Here is a 15095-nt window from a genome sequence, read left to right on the forward strand (position 1 = left end):
GTGGAGTCGGCTGGTTCTACGGGGTCGGCTGGTTCTGTGGGGTCCGCTGCTTCTCTGGTGTCGGCTGTCTCCGTGGAGTCGGCTGGTTCTCGTGCTTTCGCGGTGGGGGCCGGTTGTCGTGTTCTCTTCGTGGTGACCGGTTCTGGTGGGTGCGCGGTGGTGGCCGGTCCTCGTGCGTCCCGGTGGGTGCTGAGTCCGGTGCGTACCGGTAGCGGTGCCGGCGTACGAGTGAGTCCGTCACATCATTTCAATCCATCAATATGCGGTTCAGGCTAGTCCGTCCCGGTCGGGTATGCCTCGGCGGGCGGTGCACCGGGGAGGGGCGGGCGGTGCCGCGGGACTCGGGCCGTCCCGCTGTTCAGGCACGGGTACGCTGCCGTACTGCCGCCGGACGCGTGACCCCGCGACGATGGTCGACGGCGGCGCCCCTGACCGCTTCGGACGAGAGGCAGCCCTCCCCGTGATCGCTCTTTCCCTGCGCCGTGCCCGTCGAGCCGTACCGGTCAGGGCGGTCATGGTGGCGGCGGGGCTGGTCGTGGCGGGGGTGGGCCTCGTGGGGTGCGGCGGGGATCCGGACGAGGGCACCAACGGCGAGGGCAAGCTGTCCCCGCAGCGGATCCAGGCCGACACCCGCAAGGCCGCGGGGGCGGCGCAGACGGTGCGGCTGGCGGGCACGGTGGTCAGCAAGGGCGGCACGTACAGGCTCGACATGCGGCTCAGGACGAACGGCGGCGTGGGCTCGGTCACCACCAAGGGCAGCACGCTCCAGCTGCTGCGGGTCGGCGACCACCTCTACCTCAAGGCGGGGGCGTCCTTCTGGCGGGGCAAGGGCGGCCAGGGGAACTCGGACTCCGCGGCCGCGGCGAAGCTGAGCGGCAAGTATGTGCGGGTGCCGACGGGGGACCCCTCATACCAGCAGCTCAGCGGGTTCACCGACAAGAACGTCCTGCTGGACGGGCTGCTCACGCTGCACGGCAAGCTGGGCAAGGGCGACCACGGCACGACGGACGGCATACGCACGGTCGCGATCACGGGGGACGACGGCGCGGGCGGCACGCTCAAGGTCTCGCTGGAGGGCCACCCGTGCCCGGTGCGCCTGGAGCGCGCGGGCGGCGCGGGCTCGCTGACCTTCACGGACTGGGACAAGCAGTTCACCCTCCGGGAGCCGGCCAAGGGCGACACGGTCGACTACGGCAAGGCACTCCCGACGTCATAGGGACGGTTCACCGCAGCGGCGAGCGACCCCCACAAGCCGTTCCGACGGTACCGAACCACCCTCACCCCCGGGAAGGGACCCCTGGGCCTGGCCCGGGAGAGGGGACGGGACCGCACCAGCCCTGGAAGGAAGGGCGGCCCGAAGGCCCGCGCCCCCTCAGGGCCGTCGGCGTCGTAGACGCCGCAGCAGCAACCGTGGCAGCGCGGCGGGCACCGCGTCCCGGGTGGTCGCGGGAGTGGGAACCGGCGGTGCGGCCCCCGACTCCGCCGGGAACTCCACCGTGGCCGAGACCGGATCCAGCCGCAGCACCCGGCACTCCCTGGCCCACCGCTCGACCGCGGCCTCCCCGTCCGGTGCGTTGAGCCGCTTGCCCTTGAGGTCGTCCGCCGCGGCCTGCCACGCGTCGGATCCGGGCGCCAGCTCGGTGACCCGCGCACTCCAGACGACCAGCCGCCCGCCCTTGTCCTTGCTGCGCACCGTCACCCGTGCCTCGCCGCCGTCGGCGAGCCCGGGCAGCGGCTGCTCACCGGGGCCGTCGCCGACCAGGTGTACGGCGCCGTCGTGCCAGACGTGCCACAGCGCCCGCACCGGCCCGGTGCCCTGCACCCAGATCAGCCCTGACTTCTTCGTGGCCTCCTCGACGAGGGCCCGGCCGAGCAGCTCGCTTGTCATGGGCCCAGCGTAGTGAGACGCGCCCGGGTCCGGGGTGCCGGAGCCCGGGCACGTCAGGGGCGCGTGCCCCGGCACCCCGCGCCGTGGCCCGGTCCGGTCACCGGATCAACGGAAGCGGACCGGACCGGGGCAGCCGCCGGGCGGAGGGCTCACAGCCAGCCGTTCCGCTTCAGCGTCCGGTGGATCCCGAAGCAGATCGCGACCGTGATCCCCATCACCAGCGGATACCCGAACCGCCAGTGCAGCTCGGGCATGTGGTCGAAGTTCATGCCGTAGACGCCGCAGACCATCGTCGGCACCGCGATGATCGCCGCCCAGGACGTGATCTTCCGCATGTCCTCGTTCTGCGCGACGGAGGCCTGGGCGAGGTTGGCCTGGAGGATGGAGTTCAGCAGCTCGTCGAAGCCGACGACCTGCTCCTGGACGCGCGCGAGGTGGTCGGCGACGTCACGGAAGTACTTCTGGATGTCCGGGTCGACCAGCCGCATCGGCCGCTCGCTGAGCAGCTGCATGGGCCGCGCCAGCGGCGCCACCGCGCGCTTGAACTCCAGTACCTCACGCTTGAGCTGGTAGATCCGGCCGGCGTCCACACCGCGCGAGGTGCCCCGGCCGTTCTTGCCGGGGGCGGAGAAGACCTCGGTCTCCACGTCGTCGATGTCGTCCTGCATGGCGTCGGCGACCGCCAGGTACCCGTCGACGACATGGTCGGCGATGGCGTGCAGCACCGCGGAGGGGCCCTTGGCCAGCAGTTCCGGCTCCTCCTGCAACCGGTGCCGCAGCGCGCGCAGGGAGCCCTGGCCGCCGTGCCGGACGGTGATGAAGAAGTCCTTGCCGGTGAAGCACATCACCTCGCCGGTCTCCACGACCTCGCTGCTGTCGGTGAGTTCGGCGTGCTCCACGTAGTGGATCGTCTTGAAGACGGTGAAGAGGGTGTCGTCGTAGCGCTCCAGCTTGGGCCGCTGGTGGGCGTGGACGGCGTCCTCCACCGCGAGCGGGTGCAGCCCGAACTCGGCGGCGATGCCCGCGAATTCCTCCTCGGTCGGCTCGTGCAGCCCGATCCAGGCGAAGCCGCCGCTGCTGCGCACGTGCAGCATCGCCTGGTGCGGGGTGAGGGTTCCGGAGGAGTCCACGCGGTGTCCCTCGCGGTACACGGCGCAGTCCACCACGCAGGACGGGACACGCGGCGCGGTGTCGCGGACGGTGTCGTACGGGCCGTTGTCGCTGCCGTCCTTGCGGATCGAGGGGCGGACGGCGGCACGCAGGTCGCGGATCATCGACATGGGCAGGCTCCTTCGCGGGCGGGGCCTCCGACAACGGCTGGAACTACCCGGAATGAGGACGTCCGGCGTGCTGGTTGCCTCCCGCCGGGACTTTTTGCACCGGGGGGAGTTTGGCACGTCCACAAAGCGGGGAGCACCGCACCGTCGCGGTGGCAGCTTCGCTGCTGGTGCAGACGGAGGCGATCACAAGGATCGGAGGGGCACGAAGCGCTCTTCCGTGACGCGCCGGATGATCATGACGCTGACGCAGGGGGGCAGCTTCCGGTACTACGGAGCTACGTGACTAGCGGTCGGAAGAGCGGGTGGTACTGCACGGTCGACTTCGGTCCACTGCAGTCCCACCTCCTCCGGCCGGTCCCCCATGGGGGATGTCCACAGCGTCGGGGCTGAGAGCGACGCTTCTGCGTGCTGCCCCGACCAGCGACCGAGTCTATCAGCAGGCCGGGGTGTCAAGACCCGCTTTGACGTTTTGCATACCTACGACGGCCGGGACTTGCGTACTGCGACGGGCGGAGCCCCGGTCCTGCGGTGCGCGGAGCGTGCGGGTCCGCGGTGGCCGGGGCTGGCCGGGGCTGGCCGGGGCTGGCCGGGGCTGGCCGGGCGACCGGGGCGCGCCCGTCGGCCGGCCGGGGTGAACCGGTGGCGCCCGGCCGCCCGGATGGCCACACGAACGGCCGCGCGGCCGGGCGCCGCTGGGGTGGCCGGCAGGGCTGCTTATGCTCGCGCCATGGCAACGGCTGATGTTCTGGCGCTGGTGGAGGCCCGTTTGGTGGCCGCTCTCGGGGAGCCCGACGCGCGTGCGGCGGTGACGTTCGTGGGAGCGGACCGCATCGAGGTGCTGCGCTTCCACGCCGAGGCCGATCCCGGTGAGGGTGTCCAATCTCACACGGGGTCAGCAGGCGGCCCGGGCTCGGCGGGTCGGGGCCCGGTGGGCGGTCCGGACTCGGCGGTGGGCCGGGGCCCGGTGGGCGGCCGGGGCATTGTGCGCTACGCCACACTCGGCATGTCCGCCCAGCCGATGACCGACCCCACCGCCGCGCTCGCCGACCCGGTGCGGGGTCCGCGCGCCGAGCTGCTGCTGTCGGTGCGTGCGGGCCTCGCCGACACCGACAAGGTGCTCAGGCCGCTTGCCGTCCTGGCCGCCTCCCCGCAGGTGGAGGGGGTGGTCGTGGCGCCCGGCGGCTCGCTGGACCTGGGGGAGCCGCTGTGGCCGGGCGCGCGGTTCAGCTCGGTGCTGGTGGCCGAGCCGGGCGGTCTGGTCGAGGACCTTGAGCTGGACCCGCCCCTGGAACCCGTGCGGTTCCTGCCGCTGCTGCCCATGACGCGGGCCGAGGCGGCGTGGAAGCGGGTGCATGGGGCGCAGGCGCTCCAGGAGCGGTGGCTCACCGGTGGGACGGATCTGCGGGATCCGCTGCGCCGGGGGGTTCGGCTGGACTGAACGTGGCGTTCCCTCCGAACCCTTGCCGCGGGTGCGTCTTGCGGTCTCTTTCGGGGCCGGCTCGTTTCGGGGTGTGTCCCCGGCTCCTTCGGGAGTGTTCCCGGATCTCCTCCGGGTGTATGGGGGATCTTGCGGCTTCCGCCGCGTGTGGCCTTGTTCGGGTAGTGGCCCGGAAGGGTCGGGGGTGCCCCTGTGTGGCGGTGGCGGTCTGCGGGCTTCGTCGGGGGCCGGGCGCGCAGTTCCCCGCGCCCCTCCGGGGCGCCGCCAGGCGATCGGCGGGCCCCCGGGGCATTGCCGGGCGTTCGGCGGAACCCGGGGTCCCGCCGGGTGTTCGGTGGGCCCCCGGGGCGCCGTTCGGGGGTCGGTGGAGTCAGTCGGTGAAGGCCGAGACTCCGTCCTCCGTCGCGTGTCGGGGAGCCCGTTCCTCCGCCTCGTGGGTGAGGGCGCGCCTGCGGGCGACGACCACCACCGCACCGACCGCCGCCGTCGCCGCGGCGACCACGAACGGGATGTGGATGTCGGTCCACTCCTCGATCTTTGGCGCGAGGTAGGGCGCCGCTGCGGCCGCGAACCACCGCACGAAGTTGTACCCGGCGCTGGCCACCGGCCGTGGCGCGTCCGAGACGCCCAGCGCGAGCTCCGTGTAGACGGTGTTGTTCACGCCGATGAGGGCGCCCGAGAGGATCGTGCAGACGACGGCCGTGGTATGGCTGCCGTAGCCGAGCACCAGGACGTCCACCGCGAGCAGCACCAGCGAGCCGCCCAGCACCCGCAGCGATCCGAACCGCCGCTGCATCCGCGGCGCGACCAGCACCGAGAAGACCGCGAGCAGCACACCCCAGGCGAAGAACACCGCGCCGGACCCGTACGGGCTCATGTTCAGCACGAACGGCGTGAAGGCCAGCACCGTGAAGAACGTGTAGTTGTAGAAGAAGGCCGAGGCGGCGGCCGAGGCGAGACCGCCGTGGCCGAGCGCCTTGAGCGGCGCCAGCAGGGACGTCTTCTGTGCGGGCCGCGGCTGCTCCTTCAGGAACGCGGTGATGCACACGAAGCCGATCGCCATCAGTGCCGCCGTCCCGAAGAACGGGTAACGCCAGCTCGCATCACCGAGCAGCGCCCCCACCAGCGGCCCGCAGGCCATGCCGAGTCCGAGGGCCGACTCGTAGAGCAGGATCGCGGCCGCGCTGCCACCGGCGGCGGCGCCCACGATCACGGCGAGCGCGGTGGAGACGAACAGGGCGTTGCCGAGCCCCCAGCCGGCCCGGAAGCCGACCAGCGCGCCCACGGAGCCCGAGGTGCCGGCGAGCCCGGCGAAGACCACGACCAGCGCGAGCCCGGCCAGCAGTGTCCTGCGGCCGCCGATCCGGCTGGAGACGAAGCCGGTGACCAGCATCGCCAGCGCGGTGATCAGGAAGTACGAGGTGAAGAGCAGGGACACCTGGCTCGGCGTCGCCTTGAGCCCCTTGGCGATCGACGGCAGGATCGGGTCGACGAGACCGATGCCCATGAAGGCCACGACGGACGCCCCCGCGGTCGCCCACACCGCCTTCGGCTGCCGCAGCAGCCCGCCGGCCCCGGCGTCGAAGGGGTCTTCCGCGGCTCTGTGCCCGCGGGCGGGATCCTCTGCGGCTCCGTGCCCGCCGGCCGCGGCGGGCTCCTCCGCCGACCGCCGTTCGCGTGCCGCGACGGGCTCTTCCGCCGGCTGTCGTCCGTGGTGCGCGACGCCGCCGGCCGGCCCCGTGCCTCGTTCCGTGCTGATGCTCATCCGCGGCCTCCAGCGCCTCCGAATGGTTGGTCTTTACATATAATAAGTTAGGTGCACTAATAGATGCAAGCTACATGTAAACTGGTCGGCTCATCACTCCACCAGACGAGTGGCCATTCGTTTGATCGTCCTTGACGCGGCGACGGCCGGAGAGGACCGTTGGCGGGTATGAGGGGCGAACCCAGTTGCCCGAAGTGCGGGGGCAGCGTCAGGGCTCCCGGACTCTTCGCCGACTCCTGGCAGTGCGATGTGCACGGGACGGTGCATCCGTTGCAGCCCGTGATCCCGCCGAGCGTCGAGGCCCTGAGCGTGGTCGTGCACCGGGCCCGCGTGCCCGTGTGGATGCCCTGGCCCCTTCCGGTCGGCTGGCTGTTCACAGGCGTCGCCTGCGCGGGCGACGACAGGAGCGGCGGCCGGGCCACCGCCGTCGCCTGCTCGGGGCCCGGCCCGCTCGGCGGCGTCGGGGAACTGGTCCTGGTCGCCGAGGAACTGGGCGTGGGGCTCGGTGCGCGGTATGCGGGCATACGCGGGCCCGACCCGGGCGGTGACCTCCGTGTCGAGAAGCCGCCACAGGCGAAGGTCCTGGCGGCCGGCCGGCCCACCCCGCTCTGGACGGTCTCCGGCTCCCCGCAGGATCGCGCCGTGTTCGCCGGCGAGGCCCGCGGGCTGTGGCTCTGGGCGATCGTGTGGCCGGAGCAGTCGGGGCTGCTGATGTACGACGAGATGGTGCTCACGGATCTGCGGGACGCTGGCGCCGAGGTCGACCTCCTGCCGTGCGGCGCCCTCAGCCCCCGAATGCTGGCCCCGGACCGACTCTGACAGCCCCGAGCAGCCCCGAGCAGCCCCAAGCCCCGGACGCGCCCGACCGACTCCGAATGCCCCGAGTCGGGTGGGTCCTCTGAGGCGTGCGGGGGTGCTGGGGCCGGGTGGGTCCTCTGAGGCGTGTGGGGGTGCCAGGCCTGGGTGCGTCCTCTGAGGCGTGCGGGGGCGCTGGGTCCGGACGGATCCCCTGAGGCGTCCGGGGCGCTGGGTCGGATGGACCCCCCGAGGTGTGCGGGGCCGCCGGGCCCGGACGGATCCCTTCGGTCGGACGACCCGAGGTCCCGGCGGCCGCGGCGGACCCGGCCTGCTCCCGCCCGCACCGGTCGCTATCCTTCAGGGGCCCGTGGACCCCACCAAAGCTGGAGCGCCCGCCGTGCTCATCGACCTGCACACTCACTCCGCCGCCTCCGACGGCACGGACAGCCCGGCCGAGCTGGTGCGCAACGCCGCGGCGGGCGGGCTCGACGTCGTGGCGCTCACCGACCACGACACCACCCGGGGGCACGCCGAGGCCATCGACGCGCTCGCCGGTCTGGACCGGCGGCTCACGCTGGTCACCGGTGCCGAGCTCTCCTGCCGCCTGGACGGCGTGAGCATGCACATGCTGGCCTACCTCTTCGACGCCGAGGAGCCCGCGCTGCTGGCGGAGCGCGAGCTGGTGCGCGACGACCGCACCCCGCGGGCACACGCGATCATCGAGAAGCTCCAGGGTCTCGGGGTGCCGGTCACCTGGGAGCAGGTCTCACGGATAGCGGGCGAGGGCTCGGTGGGCCGGCCGCACATCGCGGAGGCGCTGGTCGAGCACGGGGTCGTGCGGACCGTCTCGGACGCCTTCACGCAGGAGTGGCTGGCGGACGGCGGCCGCGCCTACGTCGAGAAGCACGAAACGGACCCCTTCGAGGCGATCCGGCTGGTCAAGGCCGCGGGCGGCGTCACCGTCTTCGCGCACCCCGCCGCCGCCAAGCGCGGCCTGACGGTGCCGGAGGAGTCGATCGCCAAGCTCGCCGAGGCGGGGCTGGACGGCCTGGAGGCCGACCATATGGACCACGACCAGGACGCCCGCGAGCGGTTGCGCGCACTCGCCGGCGACCTCGGTCTGCTGGTCACCGGCTCCAGCGACTACCACGGCAGCCGGAAGACCTGTGTCCTCGGTGAGCACACCACGGCTCCCGAGGTGTACGAGGAGCTGGTCCGCCGGGCCACCGGCGCCAGGCCCGTCTCCTCGCGCGCGTAGCCGCGTCTTCTCGCGCGCGTGCCCCGCGTCTCCGCGCCCGCATGCGCCGCGTCTTCTCGCGCGCATGCCCTACGTCCCCTCGCGCGCACGGCAGCACGCACAGGCCCCCGCACGCCATGCTGCGTGCGGGGGCCCGATCGAGTGGTGCGCAGTGACTGTTACGAGGCGGTGGCGGGAGATTCGGCGGGCCGGATGTAGAGGCGCTGCCCGGTGGCGGCGGCCTGCTGAACTATCCGGTTGACGGAGTCGGCGTCGACCACGGTGGAGTCCACAGCGGTGCCGTCGACGTCGTCCAGGCGCATGATCTCGAAGCGCACAGGCTTCTCCCTTCGTCTGGGTGATCCTCCTGAAGGAGAACTACTGGTACGAGATAGGACAAAAGTGTTGTCCACAAGTGCGGCCGGGTGGTTTCCCGTCCGTTAAGTCTGGATTGCGTGACTAGCGTGCCCTGCCATCCGTACCTGTACAACGGATTGTCCCATGCAGTCATTCCCTACACTAAGGAAATTTTTCGAGTATCTAATTACTGACACGTGCCATGAGGCTCCGACCGGTGGTGCCCGCGGTGGGCCTGTGGCGGGGCGGTGGAGCCGCGGTGGGGCCGCGGTGGGGCGGTGAGCCCGCGCGGGGCCGGGGTGGGCCCGGTGGCCGCCACCGTTCCCTCGGCCGACCGTCATGGCTTGTGCGCCCCGCGCCGGGCCCCGGACAATGGCTTCCATATGAACGACGAACGGATCGGACCGGAGGCGGCGGCAGCCGCCACAGCGGTGACAGCGGCGACGGCGGCGCTGGAAGCGCGGCTGGATCGCACCAACGCGCTGCTCGAACGCATGCTCGCCGAGGTGGCCAAGACGCCGTCCACCCACGCGATCTTCGTCGACGCGGGCTATCTCTACGCCGCCGCCGGCCGGCTCGTCGCGGGGACGGAGGACCGCCGCGCCTTCGACCTGGACGCCGAGGGCCTGATCGACGCGCTGATCGACAGGGCGCGCACGATCTTCGCGGACAGCCGGCTGCTGCGGGTCTACTGGTACGACGGCGCCCGGCGCCGTATCCACACCGCCGAGCAGCAGTCCATCGCCGAGTTGCCGGACGTGAAGGTCCGGCTGGGCAACCTCAACGCCAACAACCAGCAGAAGGGCGTCGACTCACTGATCAGGTCCGACCTGGAGTCGCTGGCCAGGCACCGCGCGATCAGCGACGCGGCGCTCATCGGGGGCGACGAGGACCTGGTCTCGGCGGTGGAGGCGGCCCAGGGGTACGGCGCCCGCGTCCACCTGTGGGGCATCGAGGCCCCGGAGGGCCGCAACCAGGCGGAGCCGCTGCTCTGGGAGGTCGACAGCCAGCGCACCTTCGACCTCGACTTCTTCAAGCCGTATCTGACCCGGCGCGCGGTCGTGCCGGCGGACGGCTCGGGCGGTCCCCGGCCGAGCCGGGAGGACGTCTGGTTCGTGGGCGCCCGCATCGCCGCGACGTGGCTGGGCTCGCGGGGCCACGAGGCCCTCTCCGACCTGCTGCCCGGCCACCCCTACCTGCCCGGATCGGTCGACCAGGACCTGCTGGTGGAGGCCGAGGGACTGCTCCAGTACTCGCTGCGCGGCCAGTCGGACCTGCGCCGGGCGCTGCGGGACGGTTTCTGGGAGCACCTGCACGCTCAGTTCTGAGTTCCAGCCCGGTCCTGAGTTCCAGTCCAGTCCTGAGCTTCAGAAGAGTCCTGAGCACCCGTCAGCAGCCGGACACCCGTCAGCAGCCGTCGGACGGCGCCGGGCGCACGGCGCCGCGAAGGGTGACCGCCGGGGGACGGCGCCGGGGGCGGGCGGCGGTGTCAGCAGCCGTCCCAGAACGTCACCAGGGCGGCGGCCATCTCCTCGGGACGCTCGGTGTTGGGGGAGTGCTCGGCGCCGCGGAGGACGGTGCGGTGGGCGGCGAGGCGGCGGGCCATGCGGTCCAGGTCGGGCACCGGCCAGGCGTCGTCGCGCTCGCCCGAGAGCACATGCTTGGGAAGGAGCACGGCGGCCAGCTCGTCCGTGCGGTCGGGCTCGCCGCAGAGCTGGCGCCCGGTGGCGGTGAGCTGGGCGGGGCTGTTCCGCAGCCAGCGGCGGCGCAGCACGCCGGGGGTGCCCGCGCGGCCGTCGACGTCCAGCTCCTCGGGCGGCTCCACGCGCTGTATGGTCTCCCAGACCTCGGCCATGGTCTGCACGGCGAGGAGGTCCCGCAGCACCTTGACGCGGTGCTGCTGGGCCGCCGAGATCGCGCCGGGTCCGCAGGCGACGAGGGTGAGCGAGCGGAACGGGGCCGGGGCGCGCAGCACGGCGGCGCGGGCGACCAGGCCGCCCAGCGAGTGTCCCAGCAGGTGGACCGGCTCCCCGAGGGCCGCGGCCTGCGCGAGCACGTCCCGCGCCAGCTCCTCCTGTGCGTACGGGGCCTCGTCGTCGGCGGGCCCCTTCGTCTCGTACTGGCCGCGGCCGTCCACGGCGACACTGCGGTAGCCGGCCGCGGCGATCGGCTCGTGCAGCGCGATGAAGTCCTCCTTGCTGCCGGTGAACCCCGGCAGCAGCAGCACGGTCCCCTTGGACGACGCGGTGCGCGCGGGCGCGTCGATCACCGCGAAGTCACCGCGCTCGGTACGCAACATGTCCGCCCGGGCGCCGGGCGGCGGAACGAATGTAGGGGGCCTGCTCATGACCTTGAGCGTAGCCCCGTACGGCCACACCGCGCAGGGCGCGCACGGGGCACACCACGGCGCACCCACGCCGAGGGCACGGTTCGCCACAGGGACGCGGGGACCCGCGCACTCAGCCACAGCGGCCCGACGGCCGGCACCAACGGCAAGAACCCGCGGCCCGGGGGCGCGGGGAACTGCGCGCTCAGCTCCCACCGGCGGGTGGCCGGCCGATTGCCGCAGGGGGCCTGGGCCTATGGGCCGGGGGCGCGGAGCGCCCTGGAAAGGGGCGCGGGGAACTGCGCGAGCAACCACAGTGGGCGGGTGGCCGGTTGATTGCCGCAGGGGGCGGGGCCTGCGGGCCGGGGGCGCGGAGCGCCCTGGAGGGGGTGCGGGGAACTGCGCCGGCAACCACAGCGGGCCGGTGGCCGGAGACGGCGCGAGGGACCGAGCCCGCCGACGGCGCCTCCGCGCCGACCTCACCGGCCCACCGGAGTCAGCTCTCCGTAGGCTCCGCCGCCCGGTCGGAGACCGGAACCCTGCTACGGGTACGCCGCCGCCGCGGCTTACCCTCCTCCGAGGGCCCGGAGCCCGCCCCCGCACCGTCCCCCGGAGCCGCCGACGACTCACCGGCCTCGCCGGCCTCGCCCTCGGCGGGCACTCCCGCCCGGGTCCGACGCCGGCGCCGGGGCGTCCGGGGCCGTTCGGCGACCGCCGCCACGGAAGCCTCCGCGGCCGGAGTGGCCGGAGCGGCCGGAGTGGCCGGAGCGTCCGAGGCCCGGGCATCCGGGGCCCCGGCGTCCGCGGCAGCCGAAGCCCCCGCATCCGTACCGGACCCGTCCGCCCCGGGGTCCACCGGCGCGCCCGCGCGCGTACGACGCCGCCGCCGCGGCGCCCGCGCCGGCCGCTCGCTCTCCTGGTCGCGCTCACGACGCTGGCCCCGGTCCCGGCCGCGCGGCCCACGGCCACCCGTCTCGCCGAGGTCCTCGACCTCCTCCGCCTCCAGCCCGGCCCGAGTCCGCTCGGAACGCGGCAGCACTCCCTTGGTGCCCTCGGGAATGCCGAGCTCCTCGTAGAGGTGCGGAGACGTGGAGTAGGTCTCGACCGGATCGTTCAACGAGAGGTCGAGAGCCTTGTTGATCAGATGCCAGCGGGGAATGTCGTCCCAGTCAACCAGTGTGATCGCCGTGCCGGACGCGCCCGCACGCCCGGTGCGCCCGATGCGGTGCAGATAGGTCTTCTCGTCCTCGGGAGTCTGGTAGTTGATCACATGCGTGACGCCCTCGACGTCGATGCCGCGCGCGGCGACGTCGGTGCAGACGAGGACGTCCACCTTGCCGTTGCGGAACGCGCGCAGCGCCTGCTCGCGGGCGCCCTGCCCGAGGTCGCCGTGCACCGCACCGGCCGCGAACCCGCGGCGCTGCAACTGCTCGGCGATGTCCGCGGCCGTCCGCTTGGTGCGGCAGAAGATCATGGCGAGACCGCGGCCCTCGGCCTGCAGGATGCGGGCCACCATCTCCGGCTTGTCCATGGAGTGCGCGCGGTAGACGTGCTGCTCGGTGCTGGCGACGGTGGCCCCGTGGTCGTCCGGCTCGGCGGCGCTGATGTGTGTGGGCTGGGACATGTAGCGGCGGGCGAGGCCGATCACCGCGCCGGGCATGGTCGCCGAGAAGAGCATGGTCTGCCGCCGCGCCGGCAGCATGTCGATGATCTTCTCGACATCCGGCAGGAAGCCCAGGTCGAGCATCTCGTCGGCCTCGTCGAGCACCAGGCACTTGATGTGCCGGAGGCTGAGCTTCTTCTGGCCGGCCAGGTCGAGCAGCCGGCCGGGGGTGCCGACGACCACGTCGACGCCCTTCTTCAGGGCCTCCACCTGAGGCTCGTAGGACCGGCCGCCGTAGATCGCGGTGACGCGGACGTTGCGCACCTTGCCGGCGGTCAGCAGGTCGTTGGTGACCTGGGTGCACAGCTCGCGGGTGGGGACGACGACGAGGGCCTGCGGGGCGTCGGTGAGCTCCTCGGGCTGTGCGCGGCCCGCCTCCACGTCGGCGGGGACGGTGACGCTCTCCAGCAGCGGCAGGCCGAAGCCGAGCGTCTTGCCCGTGCCCGTCTTGGCCTGGCCGATGACGTCGGTGCCGGAGAGGGCGACCGGGAGCGTCATCTCCTGGATCGGAAAGGGATGAACGATGCCGACGGCCTCCAGGGCCTCGGCCGTCTCGGGAAGGATCCCGAGGTCTCGAAACGTCTTGTGCTCGGTAATCAGGGTGCTGCCTCTTCTGTGAGAAGCGGTGCGAGGCGAACGCTGGGGGTCGTGACCGTGCCGTAGAACCGCCGGCCGCCTACGAGGCTGGCCGGGTGACACGGGACCACTGCCGACGCTCTAGCGCTCGTACCGCTGAGGGCCCCTCCTCTGCCGGCTGCCGCGTGGCCTCCGGCCCGGAGGGCTGTCTGGTCGGAGCCGATCGGGCCACCGACCGGGCATCCTCGTTCTGTGCGCATCCCCATGCTGTGAATCGAGCTGCGGATACTCTTTTCGCCCACGGAGTGCACCGCAGGCTTCATACACCATACCCCGTAATGCCGCATGCGCCATGGCCGAATGCGGCACGTCGCCGTTATCACAGTGCTTGACCAGGCCCTTCCACGGTGCGGCAGGCGGGCTATTGTGCGGTTTATGACCACGCCCGAGCACCCCGAGACCTCCGCCGACACGCCCGCCGAGCCCGCGGGCGCGCCCGAAGAACCCACCGCGGTCGCCGCCCAGGACTGGGACCGTGCCTCGGCCGATCCGCAGTACCGCGCCGCCGTCGTCGACCTCCTCGGTGCGCTCGCCTACGGGGAGCTGGCGGCGTTCGAGCGGTTGGCCGAGGACGCCAAGCTGGCGCCGACGCTCGCCGACAAGGCGGCGCTGGCGAAGATGGCATCGGCGGAGTTCCACCACTTCGAGCAGCTCAGGGACCGTCTCGCGGCGATCGGCGCGCAGCCCACGGAGGCGATGGAGCCGTTCGTCGCCGCGCTGGACGGCTTCCACCGCCAGACGGCACCGTCGGACTGGCTGGAGGGCCTGGTCAAGGCCTATGTCGGCGACTCGATCGCGAGCGACTTCTACCGCGAGGTCGCGGCCCGGCTGGACGCGGACACCCGCTCCCTGGTGCTCGCGGTGCTCGACGACACCGGGCACGCCAGCTTCGCCGTCGAGAAGGTACGCGCGGCGATCGAGGCGGAGCCGCGGGTCGGCGGGCGTCTCGCACTGTGGGCGCGGCGGCTGATGGGCGAGGCGCTGTCGCAGTCGCAACGGGTGGTCGCGGACCGCGACGCCCTGTCGACCATGCTGGTCGGCGGCGTCGCGGACGGGTTCGACCTGGCGGAGGTCGGCCGTATGTTCTCCCGCATCACGGAGGCGCACACCAAGAGGATGGCCGCGCTGGGGCTCGCGGCGTAGTGCCGGTACCGGTCTCCGTTGCGCGCGGGACGCGCGGCGCGGGGCCGGTGGACACCCGTGGCCGGCGGGTGAACCGCGTGCCCGGTGGATGACCGCGTGCCCGGTGGATGACCGCGTGCCCGGTGGGGGACCCCGTGCCGGTGGGGGACCCCGTGCCGGTGGGGGACCCCGTGCCGGCGGGGGACCCCGTGCCGGCGGGGGGCGGGCATCCCGGGGGCGGACGCCCCGTGCCGGCGCGTGTGCCGGACCGTTACGCCGAAGCCGAGGGGCGCAGTCGGCCGGTGCGCAGCAGGAGCGAGAGCAGCGCCGCGGCGACGGCGACCGCCCCGATGAGAGTGGCCATCGCATGGCCGGGTCCGAGGGCCGAGCGCATCACGAACGCCCCGAAGAGACCGCCGGCCGTGCCGGTCGGCAGCACGAGTGTGCGGGACGGCAGGCGGTGCGGCAGGCGCCGGACGGCTGCCCAGGCCAGGGCGAGGCCGAGAAGTCCGGAGGCCAGCGCTTCCAAGATCATCCGTCGTCCTTTCACCACGGTTGCGGCCAAGGTGCAAATCGGTCCTAGCC

The 15095-nt window shown here is 72.9% G+C and carries 13 protein-coding genes; 6 read left to right on the top strand and 7 right to left on the bottom strand.

Annotated features, from left to right (window positions below):
• Nucleotides 1–460 precede the first annotated feature (460 nt).
• Nucleotides 461–1216: a hypothetical protein gene (locus ACSMXW_RS24990; protein WP_485799524.1), complete on the top strand. Its 756-nt coding sequence runs from the start codon at nt 461–463 to the stop codon at nt 1214–1216.
• A 156-nt stretch (nt 1217–1372) separates the two neighbouring features.
• Here ACSMXW_RS24990 and ACSMXW_RS24995 read toward each other — a convergent pair whose 3' ends face one another.
• Both ACSMXW_RS24995 and ACSMXW_RS25000 read right to left on the bottom strand, forming a co-directional pair.
• A complete protein-coding gene (locus ACSMXW_RS24995; RefSeq protein WP_485799525.1) occupies nt 1373–1888 on the bottom strand; it encodes a hypothetical protein in 516 nt (171 codons plus the stop codon).
• Between the two features lie 149 nt (nt 1889–2037).
• Complete coding sequence (locus ACSMXW_RS25000; protein ID WP_485799527.1) at nt 2038–3168, bottom strand: magnesium and cobalt transport protein CorA; 1131 nt, start codon at nt 3166–3168, stop codon at nt 2038–2040.
• 727 nt (nt 3169–3895) lie between these two features.
• Here ACSMXW_RS25000 and ACSMXW_RS25005 point away from each other — a divergent pair.
• Nucleotides 3896–4606, top strand: coding sequence for a suppressor of fused domain protein (locus ACSMXW_RS25005; protein ID WP_485799529.1), 711 nt, complete (start codon nt 3896–3898; stop codon nt 4604–4606).
• A 370-nt stretch (nt 4607–4976) separates the two neighbouring features.
• Here the strand turns inward: ACSMXW_RS25005 and ACSMXW_RS25010 are convergent, their stop codons facing one another.
• Nucleotides 4977–6371, bottom strand: a complete 1395-nt coding sequence (locus ACSMXW_RS25010) for an MFS transporter (RefSeq protein ID WP_485799531.1) — start codon at nt 6369–6371, stop codon at nt 4977–4979.
• A gap of 168 nt (nt 6372–6539) precedes the next feature.
• Between ACSMXW_RS25010 and ACSMXW_RS25015 the strand changes: the two genes are divergently transcribed.
• Nucleotides 6540–7190 carry a DUF6758 family protein gene (locus tag ACSMXW_RS25015; protein WP_485799533.1) on the top strand — a complete coding sequence of 217 codons (651 nt, stop codon included), beginning with the start codon at nt 6540–6542 and terminating at the stop codon, nt 7188–7190.
• A gap of 376 nt (nt 7191–7566) precedes the next feature.
• Nucleotides 7567–8427 (top strand): PHP domain-containing protein, encoded by an 861-nt coding sequence (locus tag ACSMXW_RS25020; RefSeq protein ID WP_485808288.1) that lies wholly within the window; start codon nt 7567–7569, stop codon nt 8425–8427.
• Between the two features lie 158 nt (nt 8428–8585).
• Here the strand turns inward: ACSMXW_RS25020 and ACSMXW_RS25025 are convergent, their stop codons facing one another.
• Nucleotides 8586–8744, bottom strand: a complete 159-nt coding sequence (locus tag ACSMXW_RS25025; protein WP_189933753.1) for a hypothetical protein — start codon at nt 8742–8744, stop codon at nt 8586–8588.
• Nucleotides 8745–9146: 402 nt separating this feature from the next.
• Between ACSMXW_RS25025 and ACSMXW_RS25030 the strand changes: the two genes are divergently transcribed.
• Complete coding sequence (locus ACSMXW_RS25030; protein WP_485799535.1) at nt 9147–10091, top strand: NYN domain-containing protein; 945 nt, start codon at nt 9147–9149, stop codon at nt 10089–10091.
• Nucleotides 10092–10252: 161 nt separating this feature from the next.
• Here ACSMXW_RS25030 and ACSMXW_RS25035 read toward each other — a convergent pair whose 3' ends face one another.
• Together ACSMXW_RS25035 and ACSMXW_RS25040 are read right to left on the bottom strand one after the other, a co-directional pair.
• Nucleotides 10253–11110, bottom strand: a complete 858-nt coding sequence (locus ACSMXW_RS25035) for an alpha/beta fold hydrolase (protein WP_485799537.1) — start codon at nt 11108–11110, stop codon at nt 10253–10255.
• Nucleotides 11111–11585: 475 nt separating this feature from the next.
• Nucleotides 11586–13250, bottom strand: coding sequence for a DEAD/DEAH box helicase (locus ACSMXW_RS25040; RefSeq protein WP_485799539.1), 1665 nt, complete (start codon nt 13248–13250; stop codon nt 11586–11588).
• Between the two features lie 504 nt (nt 13251–13754).
• Here ACSMXW_RS25040 and ACSMXW_RS25045 point away from each other — a divergent pair.
• Complete coding sequence (locus ACSMXW_RS25045) at nt 13755–14531, top strand: ferritin-like fold-containing protein (protein ID WP_485799541.1); 777 nt, start codon at nt 13755–13757, stop codon at nt 14529–14531.
• Nucleotides 14532–14781: 250 nt separating this feature from the next.
• On the opposite strand, the gene ACSMXW_RS25050 is transcribed toward ACSMXW_RS25045, so the two are convergent.
• The gene (locus ACSMXW_RS25050) at nt 14782–15045 is read right to left on the bottom strand and encodes a hypothetical protein (RefSeq protein WP_485799543.1); all 264 of its coding nucleotides are present in this window, start codon (nt 15043–15045) and stop codon (nt 14782–14784) included.
• Between the last annotated feature and the right edge of the window lie 50 nt (nt 15046–15095).

It is taken from the genome of Streptomyces sp. DSM 116793 (genome assembly GCF_057320905.1).

What these genes read in the sequence shown, in the direction of transcription:
- ACSMXW_RS25015 (WP_485799533.1), top strand. Translation starts at nt 6,540, where the DNA reads ATGAGGGGCGAACCCAGTTGCCCGAAGTGCGGGGGCAGCGTCAGGGCT.
- ACSMXW_RS25050 (WP_485799543.1), bottom strand. Translation starts at nt 15,045, where the DNA reads ATGATCTTGGAAGCGCTGGCCTCCGGACTTCTCGGCCTCGCCCTGGCC.
- ACSMXW_RS25010 (WP_485799531.1), bottom strand. Translation starts at nt 6,371, where the DNA reads ATGAGCATCAGCACGGAACGAGGCACGGGGCCGGCCGGCGGCGTCGCG.
- ACSMXW_RS24995 (WP_485799525.1), bottom strand. Translation starts at nt 1,888, where the DNA reads ATGACAAGCGAGCTGCTCGGCCGGGCCCTCGTCGAGGAGGCCACGAAG.
- ACSMXW_RS25035 (WP_485799537.1), bottom strand. Translation starts at nt 11,110, where the DNA reads ATGAGCAGGCCCCCTACATTCGTTCCGCCGCCCGGCGCCCGGGCGGAC.
- ACSMXW_RS25030 (WP_485799535.1), top strand. Translation starts at nt 9,147, where the DNA reads ATGAACGACGAACGGATCGGACCGGAGGCGGCGGCAGCCGCCACAGCG.
- ACSMXW_RS25000 (WP_485799527.1), bottom strand. Translation starts at nt 3,168, where the DNA reads ATGTCGATGATCCGCGACCTGCGTGCCGCCGTCCGCCCCTCGATCCGC.
- ACSMXW_RS25040 (WP_485799539.1), bottom strand. Translation starts at nt 13,250, where the DNA reads ATGACGCTCCCGGTCGCCCTCTCCGGCACCGACGTCATCGGCCAGGCC.
- ACSMXW_RS25005 (WP_485799529.1), top strand. Translation starts at nt 3,896, where the DNA reads ATGGCAACGGCTGATGTTCTGGCGCTGGTGGAGGCCCGTTTGGTGGCC.